This window comes from Halobiforma nitratireducens JCM 10879 (genome assembly GCF_000337895.1).
Classification (GTDB): domain Archaea; phylum Halobacteriota; class Halobacteria; order Halobacteriales; family Natrialbaceae; genus Natronobacterium; species Natronobacterium nitratireducens.
Genome location: NZ_AOMA01000124.1, coordinates 1 through 20884, shown reverse-complemented (window position 1 = coordinate 20884; position 20884 = coordinate 1). Strand labels below are relative to the sequence as shown.

Annotated in this window: 22 protein-coding genes; 9 read left to right on the top strand and 13 right to left on the bottom strand. The window is 63.5% G+C overall.

The features are described 5' to 3' along the window. Positions 1 to 4: 4 nt before the first annotated feature. Entirely contained in the window at positions 5 to 241 is a 237-nt protein-coding gene (locus tag C446_RS12095; RefSeq protein ID WP_006673394.1) for a hypothetical protein, read from the bottom strand. Positions 242 to 491: 250 nt separating this feature from the next. Here C446_RS12095 and C446_RS12090 point away from each other — a divergent pair, with 250 nt between their 5' ends. Next, on the top strand, positions 492 to 1202 hold the full coding sequence (locus C446_RS12090; protein WP_049920200.1) for a hypothetical protein: 711 nt from the start codon (positions 492 to 494) through the stop codon (positions 1200 to 1202). 71 nt (positions 1203 to 1273) lie between these two features. Here the strand turns inward: C446_RS12090 and C446_RS12085 are convergent, their stop codons facing one another. From C446_RS12085 to C446_RS12075, 3 genes are all read right to left on the bottom strand, one after another. Next, on the bottom strand, positions 1274 to 3121 hold the full coding sequence (locus C446_RS12085) for a carbon starvation CstA family protein (RefSeq protein WP_049920197.1): 1848 nt from the start codon (positions 3119 to 3121) through the stop codon (positions 1274 to 1276). Between the two features lie 139 nt (positions 3122 to 3260). Continuing rightward, positions 3261 to 4223, bottom strand: coding sequence for an ArsA family ATPase (locus C446_RS12080; RefSeq protein ID WP_006673391.1), 963 nt, complete (start codon positions 4221 to 4223; stop codon positions 3261 to 3263). Then, complete coding sequence (locus C446_RS12075) at positions 4223 to 4519, bottom strand: hypothetical protein (RefSeq protein ID WP_006673390.1); 297 nt, start codon at positions 4517 to 4519, stop codon at positions 4223 to 4225. The genes C446_RS12080 and C446_RS12075 overlap by 1 nt, the downstream gene beginning before the upstream one ends. A gap of 95 nt (positions 4520 to 4614) precedes the next feature. Here C446_RS12075 and C446_RS19100 point away from each other — a divergent pair, with 95 nt between their 5' ends. From C446_RS19100 to C446_RS12065, 3 genes are all read left to right on the top strand, one after another. Next, complete coding sequence (locus C446_RS19100) at positions 4615 to 4779, top strand: hypothetical protein (RefSeq protein ID WP_160162971.1); 165 nt, start codon at positions 4615 to 4617, stop codon at positions 4777 to 4779. Continuing rightward, the gene (locus C446_RS12070) at positions 4776 to 5534 is read left to right on the top strand and encodes a bacteriorhodopsin (RefSeq protein ID WP_006673389.1); all 759 of its coding nucleotides are present in this window, start codon (positions 4776 to 4778) and stop codon (positions 5532 to 5534) included. The genes C446_RS19100 and C446_RS12070 overlap by 4 nt, the downstream gene beginning before the upstream one ends. A gap of 81 nt (positions 5535 to 5615) precedes the next feature. Continuing rightward, positions 5616 to 6866 (top strand): CobW family GTP-binding protein, encoded by a 1251-nt coding sequence (locus tag C446_RS12065; RefSeq protein ID WP_006673388.1) that lies wholly within the window; start codon positions 5616 to 5618, stop codon positions 6864 to 6866. Between the two features lie 3 nt (positions 6867 to 6869). On the opposite strand, the gene C446_RS12060 is transcribed toward C446_RS12065, so the two are convergent. After that, entirely contained in the window at positions 6870 to 7334 is a 465-nt protein-coding gene (locus C446_RS12060; RefSeq protein ID WP_049920199.1) for a hypothetical protein, read from the bottom strand. A 127-nt stretch (positions 7335 to 7461) separates the two neighbouring features. Here C446_RS12060 and C446_RS12055 point away from each other — a divergent pair, with 127 nt between their 5' ends. Then, on the top strand, positions 7462 to 7695 hold the full coding sequence (locus tag C446_RS12055) for a hypothetical protein (protein WP_006673386.1): 234 nt from the start codon (positions 7462 to 7464) through the stop codon (positions 7693 to 7695). Positions 7696 to 7845: 150 nt separating this feature from the next. Then, complete coding sequence (locus C446_RS12050) at positions 7846 to 9465, top strand: spermidine synthase (protein WP_006673385.1); 1620 nt, start codon at positions 7846 to 7848, stop codon at positions 9463 to 9465. 453 nt (positions 9466 to 9918) lie between these two features. On the opposite strand, the gene C446_RS12045 is transcribed toward C446_RS12050, so the two are convergent. Next, complete coding sequence (locus C446_RS12045; RefSeq protein WP_006673384.1) at positions 9919 to 10341, bottom strand: universal stress protein; 423 nt, start codon at positions 10339 to 10341, stop codon at positions 9919 to 9921. 200 nt (positions 10342 to 10541) lie between these two features. Between C446_RS12045 and C446_RS12040 the strand changes: the two genes are divergently transcribed. Continuing rightward, the gene (locus C446_RS12040; RefSeq protein WP_006673383.1) at positions 10542 to 11045 is read left to right on the top strand and encodes a hypothetical protein; all 504 of its coding nucleotides are present in this window, start codon (positions 10542 to 10544) and stop codon (positions 11043 to 11045) included. 38 nt (positions 11046 to 11083) lie between these two features. Here C446_RS12040 and C446_RS12035 read toward each other — a convergent pair whose 3' ends face one another. The 4 genes from C446_RS12035 to C446_RS12020 all read right to left on the bottom strand — a co-directional run bounded on the left by C446_RS12035 (position 11084) and on the right by C446_RS12020 (position 14486). Then, positions 11084 to 11656: a gamma carbonic anhydrase family protein gene (locus C446_RS12035; protein ID WP_006673382.1), complete on the bottom strand. Its 573-nt coding sequence runs from the start codon at positions 11654 to 11656 to the stop codon at positions 11084 to 11086. Between the two features lie 66 nt (positions 11657 to 11722). Beyond that, a complete protein-coding gene (locus C446_RS12030) occupies positions 11723 to 12694 on the bottom strand; it encodes a TIGR03885 family FMN-dependent LLM class oxidoreductase (protein WP_006673381.1) in 972 nt (323 codons plus the stop codon). 656 nt (positions 12695 to 13350) lie between these two features. Then, complete coding sequence (locus C446_RS12025; protein WP_006673380.1) at positions 13351 to 13701, bottom strand: cupin domain-containing protein; 351 nt, start codon at positions 13699 to 13701, stop codon at positions 13351 to 13353. Beyond that, positions 13698 to 14486 carry an SDR family oxidoreductase gene (locus tag C446_RS12020; RefSeq protein ID WP_006673379.1) on the bottom strand — a complete coding sequence of 263 codons (789 nt, stop codon included), beginning with the start codon at positions 14484 to 14486 and terminating at the stop codon, positions 13698 to 13700. Before C446_RS12020 ends, C446_RS12025 begins: the two co-directional genes overlap by 4 nt. Positions 14487 to 14934: 448 nt before the next feature. Here C446_RS12020 and C446_RS12015 point away from each other — a divergent pair, with 448 nt between their 5' ends. Continuing rightward, on the top strand, positions 14935 to 15729 hold the full coding sequence (locus C446_RS12015) for an IclR family transcriptional regulator (protein ID WP_006673378.1): 795 nt from the start codon (positions 14935 to 14937) through the stop codon (positions 15727 to 15729). Positions 15730 to 15735: 6 nt separating this feature from the next. Here the strand turns inward: C446_RS12015 and C446_RS12010 are convergent, their stop codons facing one another. Then, complete coding sequence (locus C446_RS12010) at positions 15736 to 17046, bottom strand: nickel pincer cofactor-dependent isomerase, group 22 (protein ID WP_006673377.1); 1311 nt, start codon at positions 17044 to 17046, stop codon at positions 15736 to 15738. A gap of 131 nt (positions 17047 to 17177) precedes the next feature. Here C446_RS12010 and C446_RS12005 point away from each other — a divergent pair, with 131 nt between their 5' ends. Next, the gene (locus tag C446_RS12005) at positions 17178 to 17402 is read left to right on the top strand and encodes a hypothetical protein (protein ID WP_006673376.1); all 225 of its coding nucleotides are present in this window, start codon (positions 17178 to 17180) and stop codon (positions 17400 to 17402) included. A gap of 796 nt (positions 17403 to 18198) precedes the next feature. On the opposite strand, the gene C446_RS12000 is transcribed toward C446_RS12005, so the two are convergent. Then, complete coding sequence (locus C446_RS12000; protein WP_006673375.1) at positions 18199 to 19899, bottom strand: acyl-CoA mutase large subunit family protein; 1701 nt, start codon at positions 19897 to 19899, stop codon at positions 18199 to 18201. Positions 19900 to 20002: 103 nt separating this feature from the next. Then, a partial coding sequence (locus C446_RS11995) for an acyl-CoA dehydrogenase family protein (protein WP_006673374.1) occupies positions 20003 to 20884 on the bottom strand: 882 nt, incomplete at its 5' end.

Genomic DNA, 20884 nt, shown 5'->3' with positions numbered 1-20884 from the left:
GGTTCTACCGACCCCACGTAAATCGGCTCACGGCGTCGTCGATCCGACTCGAGACCCGCGAGACCCACGCCGCTGGCGAGACGGTCCGGAGGTCGTCGGCGTCGACTTCGATCCGCCTCTCCCCGTAAGGGTCCCGGTCGGTTTTCGGCGACCGTTCGTCGCCGTCTTCACGGCTGGCTCGGGCGACATCCACGGCTGCCGACATGGAACAGCGGCCGCAGGCTTCCTGTTCGTCACCCATGGTACTTCCAAGTACGGCCTACGGAGACGAGCCTCTTACTTCTCCCGCCGCCGGCTCCGGTCCCGACGGATTTTTGGTGTCGACATGGTACTTGTTTGCACGAGACTCTGTGGCCGCGGTAATCGCGGTCGGATTCGATGCGACACCGACCGTGGGTTCGACCGGGGCCGAGATCAATATCGAGATCGAGATCGAGACCGATATCGAGACCGATATCGAGAGCACACCGACGAATACGCGAGCTAAAACCATGTCACAGGGAAATGACGACCGGACCGGGACCGAGCCGGCGACGAACCCGACAGGGAACGCAACGACGGGAACTCGACACGACGACCACGGGACCAGCGAAACCGAAACCGACGACGGTCTCCCCGAACTCCCACCGAAGCTCCGCGAGGCGGTCCCCGACTGGGACGACGAGTACCTCGATCGAGTCGCCGGCCGGCTCGTCCATACCTACGACCTCGAGAAGGACGTCCTGGCGGGACGCAACCGGTTCGACCTGTACGGCGAACTCCGAGTCGAAAGCAGCAAGCACATGTTCCACCCGTCAGTTCAGTACGCGAACCACCACATGCGTGAGTACCTCTACGCCGACCGACGCTCGAGCGTGTCGGTGGCCGACCTCGAGGAACTGGTCGCGCTAGGACACGACTTGGCCGACGAGCGAGTCGACCCGAACGACGAACACCGGGCGACCGAGTTCACGTTCGTGCTCGTCGTTCCCGACATCCCCCAGGAGGTCCGCTCGTTCGTCGCGGAGTTTCGGGACCGGACTCTCATTCGGTTCGGCTTCCACGGCCACTACGAGATACACTGCTGTGTCGTCGCGCCCGAACGGGAAACGATCGTCGCGAGCGACCGAACGGAGATCGACGCGGCGTTCGCGTTGTGGGAGGACCTCGAGAGCGGTGGCGACGGACTGCTCGCTCGCGTTCGTGGTCTCGTTTCGCTGTAGTGTCGGCCGTCCAGTCCCCGGAAGACGCGCCGCTTCCGGCTACCGTGTCGAAAAAATCGATTCGTGGTCCGTTAGTCGTCGTCCGACCCGACTGAGGCTTCGTTCGTCGACAGCAGACCGTCACGTGCCGACTGGAGGTTCTCGTAGCCCATTCTGATGATCGCCACCGCCAGTAGGATCAACACCAGTGCCAACACGAGTCGGAGACCGCTCGAGACGATCTGTAACGCGGTTGCCTCGGCTAGCCAGGCGCTATCGAGGAACGTCCGTTGCACGTTCTCGACCAGAGCGATCCACAGCAGTCCACAGATCGTGACGATCACCATCACGACGACCGGAACGCCCGTGGTCAGCAGCTGCTTCGTCTCCTTCCAGTTGGCCAACCAGACGGTCGCGGTCAGCAACGCGAGAGCAGCCAGCAGCTGGTTCGCACCGCCGAACAGGGGCCAGAGCTGTTCCCACTGGCCGCTCGAGACGAGCACGAACGCCGCGAGCGTGGCGATGCTGGTGTTGACGTACTTGTTTGCTGCCCTCTCCTGAGCGTCGGTTTCCGGCGTCCCGATCAGTTCCTCGACCATGTACCGGCCCAGGCGTAACGCGGTGTCGAGGCTCGTCAACAGGAAGCTGACGAACACGAGCGCCATGAACACCTCGCCGATGAGAAGCGGGATACCGAAGCTCGTGAGGATGAGACCGCCACCTTCGGCGAAGTTGGGGAGTGCCGCGTCGATCCCCTGGACGGCCCCGCCGGGGGTCAAGGCGACGACCGAGACGGCCGCGAGCGCGGTCGCGGCGAGCAGCCCCTCGGCGAGCATGCCGCCGTAGCCGATCGTCCGGGCGTCGCTTTCCGTGTTGAGCTGTTTCGCCGTCGTCCCCGAGGAGACCAGCGAGTGAAAGCCGCTGATCGTCCCACAGGCGATCGTGATGAAAAGCAACGGGAAAAGCGGCATCGCAACGCCGACCAGCGGACCGCCCATGAAGCTCGTGTAGGCCGGTATCTGGATATCGAGTGCCCCTGCGCCGCCCTGAGTCGTTCCCAGTAGCGTGCCGACGACGACGGCGAGCAGGGTCCCGCCGACCCCCGTGTAGAGGAGAAACGACGAGAGGTAGTCCCGAGGCTGGAGCAGGACCCAGACTGGAAGGACGCTCGCGAGCGCGGCGTACACCAGTCCGACGATGATCCACGTCGCCGTGTTCGCGCCGAACAGCTCCGCGCCGGGTATCCAGGCACCCTCACCGGCAAACAGGATAAACGCCTCGTCGGCGAAGCCGCTGGGCTCGAACAGCGCGATCGGATACTGGATGCCGACCCAGACGCTGGCGAAGATTCCGCCCACGAACAAGACGGTCCCTGGAATCAGTGGGAGATCCAGCTGATACAGCCAGATGCCGAAGACGATCGCCAGCCCGATATAGAGCAGGCTCGCCGTCGCCGCCTGTGGATACGCATCGAGGATGACCGCCACCAGGAGAGCGAACACCGCGACCACCAGAACGATCACGAGGAAGGCGAACCAGAGGAACATGTTCTTCCCCCGTTCGCCGATGTACTCCCCGATGATGAACCCGATCGACTTGCCCTCGTGACGGATACTCGAGGACAGCGCCATGAAGTCGTGAACGGCTCCCATCAACGGGTTGCCGATGGCGACCCACAGCACTGCCGGGACCCAACCCCAGATGAACGCCGCCGTGATGGGACCGGCGATCGGCGCACCGCCGGCGATACTCGAGAAGTGATGCCCCAACAACACCGGCTTTTTCGCCGGTACGTACTCCTGTCCGTCTTGATACTTGTGAGCGGGCGTTTCCCGGGAGTCGTCCAGTTCGACGAACCGGGAAAGGTATCGCCCGTATCCCACGTACCCCACGGAGAACAGTCCGACCACCAGGACCACGATCCAGATTACCCCTGTCATGGGTTCTCACTCCTCAAGTCATTTTAGAGGTACATAAAATCATGTGGAATGTCCCCACCGAACGTGGGTGAGATGCTATCGCGCTGTTGGATCGATACGAGGACCACTGTGGACAGCGATCCCGTCACCGAATCGGGATCTAGGCATCGACTGCGGCTTCGATCGTGAGTTCGTCGGCGACTGCCGTCAGGTGTTCCTGACGGACCTCTTCGACGCGGCTCTCGATCTCCGCGACGACCGGCGGCTCGAGTCGGGTACGGGCCGTCTCGAGGCGCTCGCGTTCGGTGGCGACCCGCCGACGCAGGTAGCGTGCGCCGCGTCCGTCCTCGTCGGGGTCGGGAGCCGGCGTGAGTCGGTTGGCGACGAGTCCACGAACCGTGAGAGCCTGTGTAGCCAGTTCGTCGATCGTCCGTTCGGTCTCGCGGATCGACAGCGAATCCGGGTTGAACACGAGGTAAAACGACGCGTCTTCACGAAGCGTCTCGCCGGCGTACTCGAAGAACTCCTTGCGCTGCTGGAGGTGGGCGAGGACAGGATCACCTTCGAGGACGCGTCTCGGTTCCCGGTCGCCCAGGGCGGCCCGTTCGAACAGATCGATGCTCTGCTTGCGCTTGGCCATCAGCCGGTCGATCCACCCCTCGAGAGAGTCGGGCAAAGAGAGCAGCCGCAGGGTGCCGCCGGTCGGTGACGTGTCGAAGACGATCCGGTCGAACTCGTCGCGCTCGCGCATCACGTCGACGAACCGATCGAACAGCGCGGCTTCGTACGCCCCAGGAGTGCCGTGGGCCATCTCGATCTGTCTGTCGACCTCGTTGACCATGGCCGCGGAGACCTGATCCGAGAGCTTCCGTTTGACCTCCGTCAGGTGCCGAGACACCTCCTCGTCGGGATCGATCTCCATCGCCGACAGCCCGTCGACGCCCTCGATCGATCGCGGCTCGTCCCCCAGGGATTGGTCGAAGAGGTCGCCCATCGAGTGGGCCGGATCGGTCGACACCGCGAGGGTCTCGAGCCCGTCCCGGGCACACTTGTACGCGTAGGCTCCCGACACGGTCGTTTTTCCGACGCCGCCTTTGCCGCCGAAAAAGACGTGTCGGTCCATCAGAAGTGGTACTGCCGTCCCTTTCGTTCGACGAGCGTACTCCGGTCCCACAGCCGCCGCTCCCAGGCCTCGAACTCGTCCTCGAGATACGGCAGCAGCTCCGACGTGTAGTACGAGACCGGCGAGGGAACGCCGAACGCATCGGGGAAACAGGCGAGCATGAACGCGTCCTCGCGGTCTTCGGCTTCGGCCTCGATCTTCTCGTAGGCCGGATGTGAGATCATGCCGTGATAGAGGCCGCGTAGCCACTCCTCGAGTGCGGTTCGAACCGTTTCGATCCGCTCGGCAAGTGTCATCAGTGAACACGACCGGCGGCGAGGACAAAAAGATGTCGCGTCGGGACCGGAACGCGGCAATAACAGTTTTATCGGGTGGATTGAGAATTCATAACATGGATATTCCCCACACGACGCGGGGACGACTCGGCACAGCGAACCCGGAACGGACGGGTGCCCACCAGCACTCCACCCGGGTCGCGTCACTCGAGGGCGAGTCGAAGCCGAACGCGCCGCGAGTGGAGAAAGGCGATTCGAGCGAGGGGACGCCGAAGCCATGATCGAGGATACGACGATCTACCTGCTGACCAGCGCCGCGCTGGGGCCGGCCGCCGTCGGCTTGCTGCTGGCGACGCGGCGGCTCGGGCGGGCAAGCCGGCGGTACGGGTACGCGGCCGTCCTCGCCTGCGGTGCCATGACTGTGACGTACCTGCTCATGTCGCGGGGGCTCTGGACCGTCGAGACGACCGGAAACGACGAGTCCGTCGTCCGGTTTCTCGGCTACACGGTCGCCTGGGCGGGGATTAGCTACGTCCTCGGCGCGGTCGCGGACGCCGGACCGAAACGAACCGCCGCCGTCTTCGTCTGTAGCATGGGCACGCTGTGGGCTACGTTCGGGGGCTGGGTCTTCGGCGGGACGGCCGGGACGGTCATTTCCCTGACCATGGTCCTGTCGTTCGTGGGACTCGTCTACCTGCTCGTCGGCCCGCTCGCACGGACTGCCGCGACCGTGAGTGAACGACGCGGATTGCTCTACCGAAAACTCGAGTACCTGATCCTCCTCGCCTGGGCCGGGCTGCTCCTGCTCGGGCTCGTCTCCGCTCAGAACCTCGCGCTGACCGACAACTTCGTCGGCCAGTTCGCCGCGAGCTACGTCGATCTCGTCCTGTTCGTCGGGTTCGGCGGACTCGTCGTTCGAAACGAAGCCGCACTCGAGGAAACCGCGGCCACGACACGACTGCTCCCGTTCTCGACGGACGACGGAGCGACCGATTCCGGCGAGGAAAGCGCCGGGAGGACGGACACAGCTAGCTGATCTAACACTCCCTGGGGGTTCCGAAACCGGGACCGACCGATAGGCAACGCTTCTTCCCTCTCGAGCGCCAAGCCGTTCGGTATGTCACCGACGAGCACGATCCCCGTCACCGTCCTCTCCGGCGGGCTCGGTGCCGGCAAGACGACGCTGCTCAATCACTTGCTTTCGAACGCCGGCGGCCGCGACCTGGCGGTACTGGTCAACGATATGGGCGCGGTCAACGTGGACGCGGAGCTCGTCGCCGAGGGGTCGGACCTGGACCCTGCGGGCGACGTGGCCGAACTCTCGAACGGCTGTCTCTGCTGTGAGCTTCAAGACGACCTCGAGACGGCGGTCGTTCGACTGGCTCGCGACCGGGAGTTCGACCACCTGGTCGTCGAGTCCTCCGGCATCTCCGAGCCCGCACCCGTCGCACGGCTGTTTACGACTCGTTCGCGCGTGGCTGGGCTGTACGAAATCGACGCACTCGTGACCGTCCTCGATACGCGGCGGTTCAGAGACACCTTCGCCGGCGATGGAACGCCGGAACGACGCGGCGGCGAGGACCGGGAAGCCAGTCGACCGCTCTCCGACCTCTGGATCGAGCAGGTCGAATTCGCGAACGTGGTGTTGCTCAACAAGGCCGATCTCTGCGAGGACGCGGAACTCGAGGAGGCCGAGGCGCTCGTCGAGGCCCTGTGTCCGACCGCGGAGACGATCCGGACGGAGTTCTCCGCGGTCGATCCCGATCGGCTCCTCGGCGTGGGTCTGTTCGATCCGGACCGATTCGACGAGTCGGCGGGCTGGCAGCGGGTGCTCGAGGACCACGGACACGATCACCACGACGACCACCGCCATCCCGACGACGTCTACGGCATCGACTCCTTCGTCTTCCGCCGACGTCGCCCCTTCCATCCCGAACGGTTCGCGTCGTTTCTCCGGGACCTACCCGACGGCATCGTTCGCTCGAAAGGAACCGTCTGGCTCGCCGGCAGCGACCTCCAGATCGACGTCTCGCAGGCAGGTCCCTCCGTCCGTGCGACCGCCCGAGGTCCGTGGATTGCCACGCTCCCCGACGTGGATCGAGCGTTGTACCGCTCGAATCGACCCTACCTCGAGTGGCACGACGACTACGGCGACCGGCGGACGGAGTTCGTCCTCATCGGCTCCGAGTACGACGAGCGGCGGCTCCAGGACGAACTCGAGTCGTGTCTGATCGCCGACGAGAGGTGGGAGCAAGCGGCCGACACCGGGAGCGACGACACGGACCGGAGCCTAAACGTAGACTCGGACCAGCACCCGTTTCCGACCACCGAAGGCGAGGAAGCGACGCTTCGGGAGCCACGGACCTGACCGTCAGGCGAACTCGTCGACCGCCGCCTCCAGTGTCCGTTCGAGCTCACTGTTGCGCTTCCAGGCGGCGATCCGGTCGCCGAACGGAAGCGGTGCGGACAGCGAAACCGCCGAGCGAATCGTCAACTCCGTCCGCGTACCGCCCGATTCCGGCTCGAGGTCGATCCACGTCTCCATGTGGTCGAACGGGCCACGCTCGCCCTCCTGGGTGTAGTAGATCGTTCCCTCGCGCTGCTCGAAGCGCAGCGGCAGTCGCATACCGGGGCCGCTGGCGATGACGATGGTCTCACCCGGGTCCAGGTCCGAAGCCGAAACTCGGTCCGCCCTCACGTCGCCACTCCGTTCGCCGTCCTCGACGGCAACGACGTCGAAGCTTCCTTCGGCTTCGACGATCGTCGCCGGCTCGAGCCAGCGCCGAAGTTCACGTTCGGTCGCGTCGATCGTCCGAGACGCCGACACCTCCCGCATACCGCCACGTTCGTGTCCCCGAATATAAATCTCGGTCCCGACGACCCCACGGAGGACGGTACGCCAGTCCCGGAGCACCCGAGGCCGGCCCCGAACCCATAAGTGATCCCCGGTCCCGTATCGGCGCATGGCTGGCTCCGACGAGGGAGATCGAAACCGGAAGGGGTTCCGGGAGGGACTCGAGTCCTCACACGGCGATCCGCGCGTCCTCGTCGCCATCAACGCGGTCCTGTCGGCGGCGTTCGCCTGGCTGCTCGTCTGGGGTGCCGACCTCGTCGGTGCGGCGGCGATGACGCTTCCGAACGTCGCGATCGTCGCCGTCGGGGTGTTCGTCTTGACCCACGTCGTCACCAGACCCTGACGCGGATCGCTGTACCGATGTGCCGGTGGAACCGCTCCAGTCGGATGGACCGGAAATGGCGTACAGTCGAGACACGCTCCACACTGGCGCGAGCGAATCGATGGCGTCGAGGCGACAGGTACTCACCGCCGGACCCCATCACACCGGCTGATGGACGGACGCATCGGGTCGTATCGACCGAGCAAACCCGAGCTGGCGGTGTTCGTCTCCGGGGTCACGAGCATGGGCCTGGAAATCCTGGCGGTGCGGATCGTCGCCCCCCAGTTCGGGAGCCACATCTACACCGTCGGCGGCATCCTGACGGTCTTCCTGATCGCGCTGAGTCTCGGCTACTGGCAGGGAGGCAAGCGTGCGTCGACGGCGACGAACCGCGAGATGTCCTGGATCATGCTCGGGACGGCGGTCTACGTCGCGATCGTCGTCTACGCGAGTGACCTCCTGCTCACGTATACCTCGGCGCTCGCGTTGCCGCCGCGGTATGCCTCCCTCCCCGCAGTGATCCTGCTCTTTGGCCCACCGACCTATCTGCTCGGGTTCATCAGCCCGTACGCTGCCGAACTCTCGGCGAAAGTCGGTACCGGAGAGGCCTCGGGCCACGTCTACGCCCTCGGGACCATCGGGAGTATCGTCGGCTCGGCGGCGACGACGTTCGTGTTGATCCCGGCACTGACGGTAGACCAGATCGGCGTCCTCTTCGGCGTGGCCCTGGTCGGAACCGCAGTCACACTTCGGCTCCCGCGACCGTCTCGAGGAGCGCTTCTCGCGAGCGGGGCCGCCGTCCTCCTGCTCGTCGCCGCGGCCGGCGGTGGATCGATCGGACTGGACTACCGTGGCGACATCGTCTACGAGACCCAGACGCCACACCAGCAACTCGAGATCGTCGACAACGGGGACGTTCGCACGATGTACCTCGACGGCGCGCGACACAGCGCGACAGACCTGAGCGAGCCCAACCGACACGTCTACACCTACACGCGGTACTTCCACCTGCCGATGCTGGTGACCGACGACCCCGACGACATCGATCGAGTACTGTTCGTCGGCGGCGGTGGCTACACCGGCCCACAGGACTTCGAACAGCGCTACGACGCCCACGTCGACGTGGTCGAGATCGACCCCGAAGTGACCGACGCCGCCGAGGAGTACTTCGGTCTCGATCGAAGCGACGACGTGGACCTCGAGGCCCACGTCGCGGACGGTCGGCAGTTCCTCGAGTCGACCGACGAGACCTACGACGTGATCGTCCTGGACGCGTACAAGAAAGATCAGGTCCCGTTTCACCTGACGACCGTCGAGTTCATGGAACTCGTCTCGGATCGGCTCGCCGAGAACGGCGTCCTCCACGCGAACGTGATCGCCTCACCCGGTGGTCCGGGATCGGAGTTTTACTACGCCCAACAGCGGACCATGGAGGAGGTGTTCCCCGAGGTGTACGGGTTCCGAACGTCGGACTCGAGTGCGGTCCAGAACGTCCAGTTGGTCGCGCCAAACGATGGGACGAACGTTTCGACCGCCGAGTTGGCCGAGCGAAACGCTCAGCGGGACCTCGGCGTCGAACTCGAGGACGCGGTGGAGAACCGACTCTCCGATCCGGACACGAGCGATGCGCCGGTGTTGCGCGACGACCGCGGCGGGGTCGACGAACTGCTGGACCCGATGCTGGGGCAACGATACGTCATCGAGGAATCGACCGCAGGCAACGGTTCCACCGGGCCGTCTGCTCCGGTCGGCGAAGTCGGATCGGTCGGGGAGCGGCCGCTCGTCGGGTAACGGGGGACGACTCTACGGTTGCCTGTAGTCAATTACGCCGATCGCGATTGCGATCCCGATACTCGTCGGCAGACTCTCGAATCGCGATCCGTGCCCGCCGCCGCGACCGAAAGCCGAAGCCGAGCGTGTCACAGTCTTCGCGGTCACACTCCCAGCGGAACGTGCCCGAAGATGAATCTCGCGTAACTGTCGTTTCCCCGTTACAGCACGGACAGGTCCAGCCCCACCGGACGTCGCCGGCGTCCCGTCTGCGTCGACGTCGTGTCATACTGGTCGCCTCGTTCGAACCAGCGCCCGAAGTGCGACGGACTTTACCTGTGTACGCTTTAACCGTCTATCGTCCCAACTGCAACGATTTGCACACTGATCGCCGATCAGTCTGGCGAGCAGGTGCCCACTGACATGCAGTGGCTACTATCGTCTCTCGAGTTCGGACTGGCGGCGACGACCACGCTACTCCGTCCCGCTCCCGGTGACGACGACCGGGCGGTCCGTGTTGAGCACGACCGACTGAGTGACGCTGCCGAACAGCGCCTTCCCGACCGGCGAGCGCTTCCGTCCGCCGAGGACGATCTCGTCTACGTCGTTGGAGTCGGCCAGATTCAGAATGTCCGAGGCAGCGTCGCCGCTGTCCTCGAAGAGGACCGTCTCGACGCCGGCCTCCTCGAGGCGGTCCCGGGCCGTTCGGATCGATCCGATCCGGTCGACCGATTTGGCACCGTCGAACTCCTCGGGGACCTCGCCGGTCCCCTCGTCGAAGACGAACAGCAGGTAGGCTTCGATCTCGTCGGCCGCGTTCGGCAACGACGCGACGTACTCGGCTTGCGCGAGAGCGCGGTCCTCGCTCGTGTCGACGGGCAACAGTACGCGGTACATACGGAACTGTTCGGCCAGCGTGATATTAAAACCGGCCCCAGTATTGGGGCTCTACGCGTCTCCGCAGCGTTTCTCTCCTCGAGAGCACGAACTCCAACCGGAACGCCTTCCCGCCTCCTATCGAGTGGGGACGTCATCAAATAAAGCGCGCAATCGGGCAGGCCAACCGCTATCCGTTCGGCACCGCGAGTGCCGGCGAGATGCAATTCGAGGGGTCCTCCGATCGAACTGGCGACTGGAGCGGGACGGTGCCGACCGCGTTCGACGCCCGCGTCGTCGCGCTCGTCCTCGCGACCGCAGCGCTCGCCGCCTCGGTGAACGTTCCCCACGGCGGGTTCGCGATGGCCGGCGTCGCCTTCCTGCTGTTGACTGCTGGTGGACTCGCCGTCCACTGGTTAGGCGAGCGCAAACTCCGCCGAGTCACGGCCGAGCTCGTCGAACGATGGAGCGACGCGGGCGGGACGATCGACGGGGTCTCCCGGACCAGCGACGGAATGCGGACGGAGTGGGTCGTCCACACCCCCGACGGCGACGTGACCGTCGGCGGCGTTCCAGTCGTCCCGATGGCGCGACTCTCGGTCGAGTGGCAAGGCGTCGGCGACACCATGGACGCCGGCGAAGCCGAGGAAAACGTCGATCGGCTCGCTGAGACGCTATACGAGGAAATTTTCGAGATTCGAGCGACTGCCGAACAGACACGATAACCGACGGGTCGGGGCCACCGACGTACCGGGACAGGGCGTCAATCGTGCCGACCACCAGTTTCCCGGCCGCTGGTGTCACCTCTCCCGCTTTCGTCGTCGAAGAGCTCGTCGTGTCGCTTGGCCAGGTTCGTGTACTCGCCCGAGGAATACTCCTCGAAGACGGCCTCGGGATCGATTCCGGTCTCCTCGAGTGGTGTCGTCTCGGCGGGCACCCCGCGGACGAACGACTCCGGGGGGACCTCGTAGCCGTCGGGAACGACGGTGCCGGCGGCGACGATGCTGCCAGCGCCGATCGTCGCGTCGGTGTTGACCGTGGCGTTGAACCCGATCAACACACCCTCCTCGGCGACGGCCTCGTTGAGCACCGCGCCGTGGCCGACCATTACCCGATCGCCGAGGACGCTCGCGTGCAAGGTCGCGTTGTCGCCGACGTGTGCCTCCCGGCCAAGCCTGACGGGTGCGATGTCACCCCGGAGGACGACGCCAGGCCAGACGCTCGCGTCGGCCTCGACCGTGACGTCGCCGACGACGACCGCCTCGCGACTCACCGACGCGTCCTCGTGAACGTCGGGTCGCGACTCCTCGAACGCATAGGTTCTGCTATCGACCATGCGGAGAGGGACCACGGTCAGGGTAATAAGTCTCGGCCGTCGTCGACGATCGCCGACAGCCTGCCGTCATTCGAGCGAGAGCGCCGGAAGGACATCCTCGCCGAACGCCTCGATGAACTGCCGTTGTCCTCGGTTGACGTTGTGCAACAGGAGCCGGTCGGCCCCCATCGAGCGGTCCGCCGCGAGCCACTCGCGGTGCTCGTCGAGATCGGCGGAGACTCGGACGTTCTCGGCGACCTGTTCCCGACTGATCTCGTCGCCGAGTTCGTCGTACTCCGCGGGGGTCCGAAGCTCCTGGGTGACCGGCCCCGGAACGCAGTTCGTCCGCCACTGGTCGTACGCGCCCTCGAGTGCGGCTTCCTCGTCTTCGGCGTACGAGAGCTGTACCTTGAGATACACCTCTCCCTCCGGTGATCCGTCCCGGAACGCCCCAACGCGATTCTCGAGTGCCTCCCGGGCCGGTGTCGCGATGGTAATCATGCCGTCGGTCCACTCGCACTGTCCGAGCCAGCGGGCAGTCTCCTCCGACAGCGCCGCGCCGATCAGCGGCGGCGACGTCTCCGGCCGGGAGTAGAGCTGTGCACGCTCGACGCTGATCCGGCCGTGGTGGGTAACCTCTTTGCCGCTCCAGAGCCGTCGCATGATCCCGGCAGACTCCTCGAGACGGGCGTTGCGCTCGTCCTTGACGGGCCAGTCGGTGCCCGTGATCCCCTCGTTGAGCAACTGACCGCTGCCGATCGAGAGCCAGAACCGTTCGGGGTAGCTCTCCCGGAGCGTCGCAGCGGCCTGGGCGATGATCGCGGGGTGGTAGCGATAGCCCGGCGCGTTGACGGTACCGAAGGTCATCGACGTCCGCTCCATCGCCGACCCGAGCCACGACCAGACGAACCCCGACTCGCCCTGCCGTTCGCTCCAGGGGTGGAAGTGATCCGACGCGAGCGCGTGATCGAACCCGTTCTCCTCGGCGAGTTCGACGAACTCGAGCAGTTCGGACGGTGAGAACTGTTCGTGGGACGCGTGGTAGCCAATTGCAGTCATTGTCACGGAAACGGCGTCGCCGCCGGTCTCGAGTGGGCGTTGCTCGCCCCGGCACTTCGTCGCTGGCCCGGAATTCGTAGGGGATCGGCATTCGGTCGGCAGCGCGGACGACCTGGACCGGACCCGTGATTCACGTTACCTCAGTGATTCATCTAATACACATATGACATATATATAATTTTTAGAGACAGGATTCAAACTCTAAATTGGTCGCCTGAACTCGAGGGAACTATCTGACTTCTGTTATTAGTATAGAAGGATCGGATGGAAGATACAATATCTTTACCGACAGCAGTATCGAAATAGTTGTTCAGGGACGACTTGACGGGCCAATCCGTCGAAGGAGTTTTAACTGTGTACTAATATTTATCCCAATATCAATTCCGAGTACATGTTTTCTAGGAGTGAGACAACGGCCTGAACGCCTCGATACCAGTCAGTTCTAAGATATCTTCTGCTGGGTCGTTCACAGTCGTCGAACGAGACAGTCGAGGGGCCGATCGTGCGGGTATGCGAGTCGACGTCAGCGTCGACATCGTACCGGTCCTTGTATCCCGATCCGGTTGCGACCGCAGCTACGTGCCGACAGCGGCACGAACCCCTCCTCGTCGCCGAGCAGCGGCCGGCCGTCGGTGGTTCGAGCGAGGTACTGCACGTCAGTCCTCCCGGTCAGTCCAGAAGTCGAACGAGCGGCCGGGTGCGAAGACATCGAGCCCGACCGCACGCTCGTCGCCGGTGTTCTCGACTTTGTGTGGTTCGTCGGCCTCGAGGAACACCGAGTCGTACTGCTCGAGGGTGACCGAACCGCCGTCCTCGGTGGTGACGGTCAGTTTGCCTTCGAGGCAGAGACAGACCTGCTCGTTTTCGTGGTGGTGCATCGGCGAGCTGTGGCCCGGCGGCTTCTCGAACCACTCGAAACTGAACCGGTCGCTGCCGGCCAGCGCGCGACGCTGCCAGCCCTCGTCGGGCTCGTAGGTCTCGGCGTCGTCGAACTCGACCGGCTTCATAGGTTCGCCCCCGTGGACCCGCCGTCGATCAGGATGCTCTCACCGTTGATGTAGCCCGACCGCGGCGACGAGAGGAAAGCAACGGTGTTGCCCAGCTCCATCGGGTCGCCGACACGCTCGAGCGGGTTGTTCGCCCAGTCAGACAGTCCCTCCTCGTAGGAATCGTACTCGCCGCGTTCGATGGCCTGGTTCACGAGGGTCTCGATACGCTCGGTCTCGTGGGGTCCTGGCAGGACAGCGTTCGTGCGAACGTCCGGTGCAAACTCCTTGGAGAGGGTCTTCTCGAGGCCGATGACGCTCATACGGACGGAGTTCGAGAGCACGAGCGAGTCGATGGCTTCCTTGACGCTTCGGGAGGTGATGTTGACGATCGTACCGTGGTCGCTCTCTTTGAGGGACGGCTCGGCTTCGCGGGCCAGCCGAACGACGCTCATCACGAGCAGGTCGTAGGCCTCGTACCAGTCCTCGTCGTCAGTCTCGAGGAACGGACCGGACGGCGGGCCGCCGGCACTGGTCACGAGGTGATCGATACCGCCGAACTCGTCGACGGTCGCCTCGATCAGCGCCTCGATGTCGTCTTTCTCGGTGAGGTCGCCCTGCTGGGCGAGGACTTCCCCGGAGCCGACGGCCGCGAGTTCCGCCCGCGTCTCCTCGAGTCGGTCGGCGTCCCGTCCGTTGATGACGACGTTCGCGCCCTCTCGAGCGAGTGCTGTCGCCGACGCCTTGCCGAGCCCGCTCGAGGAAGCCGTTACCAGTGCCGTGTTGCCATCGATCTGGAGGTCCATATCGTTCGTATCCCCAGAGGAAAGAACGAAAAAGGTTGTCGTAGCGGTAAGGCTATGCCTCTCGGAAGCGTCTTGCCGTTGTCGTAATAGTTTCCGCCGAGCGGAAGAAGCCACGATATCCGAACAACAGGTGCTGAGATACGACACGACGACACATCTACGTAACCTACTGCAATGGGTCGTCGATTCTGGATGGATTAAATTACAAAGGTACGCCTGTAACCTATTGGTCGATCGATCGAGACTTTCGGACGATCAAGTTCGAATTGTTCCACAAAGTAGAATCCATATAGTCGATGCTCCCGTAGTAAAATCGAATCGTACTGGCTCTCTTACCACCGGTGTCGACGCTACCGGACGTAAAGACGATTTCAAGCTCCAATACAACTGCCAAGAGTCTTTTCGATATTTAGAACTGATAAGTGAGGATGTCATTAATAAGGGTGGTATGGGGGAGCGAACCAACGAAACGATCCGAGCGACGAAAACGAGTTTCGAGGTCGTACACACGCTCCAAGAGATCGGACCTGCCCGACTCTCGGATATCGCGGAGCGACTCGATATGGCCGAGAGCACTACTCACCGCCATCTACAGACGCTCCGGGACCTCAGGTACGCCTCTCGAGACGGCGAACAATACCAGCTTGGGCTTCGATTTACGCGACTCGGGCGGGCCGCCAGGACCCGTGACCCGGCCGACGAGATGACTCGATCTCACGTTCAGCAGCTGGCCGAGGAGACCGGGGAGCGAGCCCAGTTCGTCGTCGAGGACCACGGGCTCGGTATCTACGTCCACGTCGAGACCGGTAGCCGCGCCGTCCGGGCCGGTTTCGGTGTCGGCCGCCAGATTCACCTGCACAGCTCGTCGGCTGGTAAGGCGATCCTCGCGCACTCGTCTCGGGAACGAGTCGACCGTATCCTCGACAAGTGGGGGCTTCCCGTGCTGACCGATCACACGATCACCGATCGAGACGAGTTCTACGACGAACTCGAGGGCGTCCGCGAGCGCGGCGTGGCGTTCAACCGCAAGGAGCACGTCGACGGTATCAATGGCATTGCTGTGCCCGTCATGTGCAATGACGAGATTCTCGGAGCTCTCACCGTCGCCGGCCCTTCGCACCGGCTGACCGGTGATCGATTCGAGCAAGAGGTTCCCGACATGATGCTCGCCGCGGCGAACGAACTCGAGTTGAACGTGACCTACTCGTCGCCCGAACGTGCGGACGACCACATCGTCGAGTAATGGCGGCTACGTCGCGTCCGAAATCGGCACGAACTGGGCCGTCCCGTCCTCGTACACCAGTTCCTCGCGCTCGAGGACGGTGACGGCGTCGTCGAGTTCCCCGACCAGCGCCTCCGAGATACGAAACTCCTCGAGTTGATCGGTGTTCTCTATCCAGGCAATCCGGACGGTTTCGGGATCGTAGCCCCCGAGTCCGTTCAGCGCGACCCGCAAGGCGAGTTCGTCGTCGGGCGCGACCGGCGGGAGTTTCGCCTTGGCGAGCGAGCCGCTGGTCAGGGCGTTGGCGTACACTTTCTGCAAGTCGAGGTCGTCGACTGCCGCCTGTCGGGTGATATCGGCCAGTCCGATCCCGTTGCCGTTGCCTTTCGTCTCGTTCGTGAGCCCACGGACGTAGATCAGCGTCACCTCGGGCGTTTCCGGGTCCGGCGCGTTGACGACGCGGTAGCGGCCGATGACGTTCGTGTCCATTCCGGCACCTGATATTTCTTTGCCGATCTCGTCGACGATCAAGAGGTCGAGTTCGTCGGTCGGCAGTGTCGCCATTTCATCGTAGGCCCGGTCGAGCAACGGTGGCTCCCGCTGCTCGAGTTCGTCGGCGGGGACCGCCTCGAGGTGACCGATCTCCTCGTGACCGTTCTCGACGAGGGCAAGTCCGCCCAGAAGTGGCGTCGACTCGCGGACGACCTCGAGCAGCGACTCGATCGTCGGGACGTACCCTTCCGTCAGCGCCGTCGAGTGAAACGCCTGTGCGCCCCGCTGTTTGCCGAGTCCGACGGTGAGCATCTTGCAGAGACCGCTCTCGAGCCGTCCCGAAAAATTCGTGTGTGGTTTGACGCGGTTGATAACCAGCACGGCGTCGGCCTCTAGTGCCGCCGCGGAGAAGTACACTGGCGTCTCGGTCTCGCCGACCTCGACCTCGCCCACCCGTTCGACGGCCATCGTGGCCTCGATCGGCGCGCCCATCCGTTCCTCGGTGATCCCGAGCGTTTCGAGTATCTCGAGTTGCCCCTCTGGCGTCGCACCGCCGTGGCTCCCCATCGCGGGGACGAGGATCGGGTCGAAACCGCGGTCTTCGAGGAAATCGACCGCTTCGGCCGTGATCTCGTCGATCATGTGGATGCCGCGGCTCCCAACCCCGACGGCGACCGTCGCGCCCTCGGGCAGCGACTCGAACGGGAGATCGGCCAATTCGTCTCGGGTTTCGGCCAGCGGCCCGGCGAGCGTCTCGGTCGGCGGATCGTACTCGACACGCGCGAACGTCGGAGCGGGCTGGGGCCCGATGAGGTCTTGGACCGCACTCCGATCGGGAAACTCCATAACCACGTGTACCGACCCCGATCATATATAGGGTCGCGTTTCTGCAGGCATCGGTGCCGACGGCAGTAACCACGGTCGGGAGAGATTGCCTGCTATAGTACCAACTGTAACGATTTGCACCTGGTACTATAATGGATGCGTTCACCATCATCTGCGGGCTTAATTACCCCTTCGAGCTCGGACGTCAGTACAGAGTTCCGATACGGTTCGGGTTGTTCTGGCTCGGTGCCTTCGTCATGGTCTATCCCGGGCAGACGGTCCAAATCACCGGCGCTGCCGTCTTCACTCTGATCTTCCTCACCGAAGAGGTCGTTACGAAGGGGTCGCACAGCCCACTCGGTGCCGGCGCGGGCTAACGGCAGACCAGTTTAAATCCGGCTTTTATGACAGAATACGTTTAATTCTCGTCGTCGGTTCGACGTCGGCGCTGTTCAGATTGGGGTTTGAAGCAGTGAAACGGTGGAGTTGCTGATCAGCAGGTCAGAATCCGATCGATTCAGTGAATATCGCATCGAGATTCAGTAGACTCCGTGAAGCGTGAGCAGACATTACGTGGGTTGCTGCAGTTGAGTCTCCAGTTTGGCTTCCAAACTACCACTTCCGAATACTGATACTATTTTGAATACTTTTGGTATCGAACCGAATCACGTCGTGGTCGACGAGACTGGTCCAACTCACTGGCCAGCAGTATTGGCTGTATACCGCTTTGATCCTGCAACCAACGGCTTTCTCCAGGCTGTATCCAATCCGGACAACTGCACTTCCTGAGGTGTTTTTGACGGAACCCACTGGGAGATGCGATACCGAAGACGGCGATTTCTCGTCGGTTCAGCATCGTGGCTCACGGCTACACTCGACACGAACCACACAGAAATAGCAACTACATTGAACGTCTTTCCAGAGAGTAAAACGACATACCTACCAGTTTGGAAACTGCTCCAGAAACGTCGATCCGGCGACCACCGAAACACAACACCAGAGTACGCATACTGCTGGAACCAGCTAATCCGAACAACGCCAAAATCGCTCCCCGGACTGTTCGTTGACGACGAACGGTCGCTCGGCAGTGACGGCAAGCCGAACCGATCTCGAGTCCGGCACCGACGGGATCGAGCACCGCGAACGACAGACGATTCGGGGGGAAACGCTCACTCAGACGGGGCTCAGTTCTTCCTGATACGCTCCGTGATGGTCCTCGAAGACCTGCATGATCTCGCCCATCGTCGCGTAGGCCTTGACGGCGTCGACGACGTACGGCATGACGTTCTCGTCCGCCTCGATCGCGTCCGAGAGGGCCTCGAGCGTCGCATCGACTGCCTCGTCGTCGCGTTCCTCCTTGACCGCCTCGAGTCGCTCGAGTTGGCGGTCGCGGGTGGTCTCGTCGATGTGGAGGATTTCCGGTGACGTGTCCTCTTCGATCGTGTATTCGTTGACGCCGACGACGACCTCCTCGCCGCGTTCGACTCGCTGTTGGTACTCGTAGCTGGACTCCTGTATCTCCCGCTGGAAGTAGCCCTGGTCGATGCCGTCGAGGACGCCGTCGCGGACGGAGCCGTCGCCTTTCTCCTTGATCTCCTCGATGTAGGCCATGATCTCGGCTTCCATCTCGTTAGTGAGCTTCTCGATGGCGAAGCTGCCGCCCATCGGGTCGACGATGTCGGCCGCACCGGACTCCTCGGCGATGATCTGCTGGGTACGCAAGGCGACGCGGACGGCCTTTTCCGAGGGGAGCGCGAGTGCCTCGTCGAAGCTGTTCGTATGCAGTGACTGGGTTCCGCCGAGGACGCCAGCGAGCGCCTGGATCGTCACGCGGACGATGTTGTTGAGCGGCTGCTGGGCGGTGAGCGACTGGCCGGCGGTCTGGGTGTGGAACTTCAGCCGCTTGGACTCGTCTTCCTCGGCCCCGTACCAGTCTTCCATCACGCGGGCGTAGATCCGACGGGAGGCACGGAACTTCGCGATCTCCTCGAAGATGGAGTTGTGAGAGTTGAAGAAAAACGAAAGCAACGGCGCGAACTCGTCGACGTCGAGCCCGCGGTCGAGACAGTCCTCGACGTAGGCGAAGCCGTCCGCGAGGGTAAAGGCGGCCTCCTGTGCGGCCGTGGACCCTGCCTCACGGATGTGGTAGCCGGAGATGGAGATCGGGTGGAAATTCGGCGTCTCCTCGACGGCGAACTCGACCGTGTCGGTGACGATATTCAGCGAGGGTCGTGGGGGGATCACCCACTCTTTCTGTGCGATGAACTCCTTGAGCATGTCGTTCTGGAGAGTGCCACGGACCTGCTCGCGGGGGACGCCCTGCTGGTCTGCCAGCGCGATGTACATCGCGTAGATGACCGGCGCGGACGGATTGATAGTAAAGGACGTCGAGACCTCGCCGATGTCGATCCCATCGAACAGAATTTCCATGTCTCGCAAGGTGTCGACGGCGACGCCCTCCTTGCCGACTTCCCCCTCGCTCATCGGGTGATCGGAGTCGAGGCCCATCAGCGACGGCATGTCGAACGCCGTCGAGAGACCGGTCTGGCCCTGATCGATGAGATAGTGGAACCGCTCGTTTGTTTCCTCGGCGGTACCGAACCCGGCGAACTGTCGCATCGTCCACGTCCGGCCGCGGTACATCGTCGGATACGGCCCCCGCGTGTACGGCGGCTCCCCGGGGAACCCAAGATCGTCCTCGAAGTCCAGGTCCGCGATGTCTTCCGGCGTGTAGAGCCGGTCTACCTCGTGGTTCGAGACGGTCGCGAACCGATCCTGGCGTTCCCCGTGGGCATCGAGGACGGGATCGCGGGTCTCCGCTTCCCAGCGTTCCCGTTCCTCGCGGATTCCCTCGAGCTCGTCTTGATCGAACATTGGTAGAAACGTGTACGGCGAGTTTCTAAAGTCTTGTGTGGTTTCGCGGGAATCCGCCCCGAGAGCGACCGCGCGTCGACCGTCCGGTCCGATTCCTCCGCGTCTAGCGACTCCCGCCGTTCTCCCGGACGTGACGAGCGATGATCTCCTTTTGAATCTCGCTCGTACCTTCGTAGATCGTCGTGATCTTGGCGTCGCGGTAGTAGCGTTCGACGTCGAAGTCGGTTGTATAGCCGTAACCGCCGTGGATCTGGACGGCCTCGTTGGCCACGTCGACGGCGGCCTCGCTCGCGAAGTACTTCGCCATGCTCGCGGCCATCGGGTCGACGCTGTCCTCGTTCTTGCGGGCAGCGTCGCGAGCCAGCAGCCGCGACGCCTGGACCTGCGTCTGCATGTCCGCAAGCTTGTGTGCGATCGTCTGGTGGTCGGCGATCGGCTGTCCGAACTGCTCGCGCTCGTCGGCGTAGGCGACGGCGTCGTCCAGTGCCGCCTGTGCCAGCCCGACTGCCTGGCTCGCGATGGCGATCCGGCCCACGGTAAGGATCGAGAACGCTGCCTTCAGTCCTCGGCCGACCTCAGTTAGCCGGTTCTCTTCCGGAATCCGAACGTCGTCGAAAAGCAGGGTCGTCGTATCGCTCGCTCGGAGGCCGAGTTTGTCCTCTTTCTTGCCGACCTCGAGCCCGTCGGCGTCTTTCGGGATCAAAAACTGCGTGACTGTATCGGGGTCGTCGCGGTTGGTCTTGGCAAACAAGATTACGACGCCGGCGCGTTTGCCGTTGGTAATCCACTGTTTCTTGCCGTTGATGACGTACTCGCCGGCGTCCTCGTCGAGTCGCGCTTCGGTACTCATCTCCGCAGGGTTCGAGCCGGCTTCGGGCTCCGAGAGCGCGAACGCGCCGACGGGACGGCCCTCGGCCATCTCGGGGAGCCACTCCTCGCGGTGCGTTTCGGACCCGAACTCCCGGATGCAGGAGGCTGCCATACA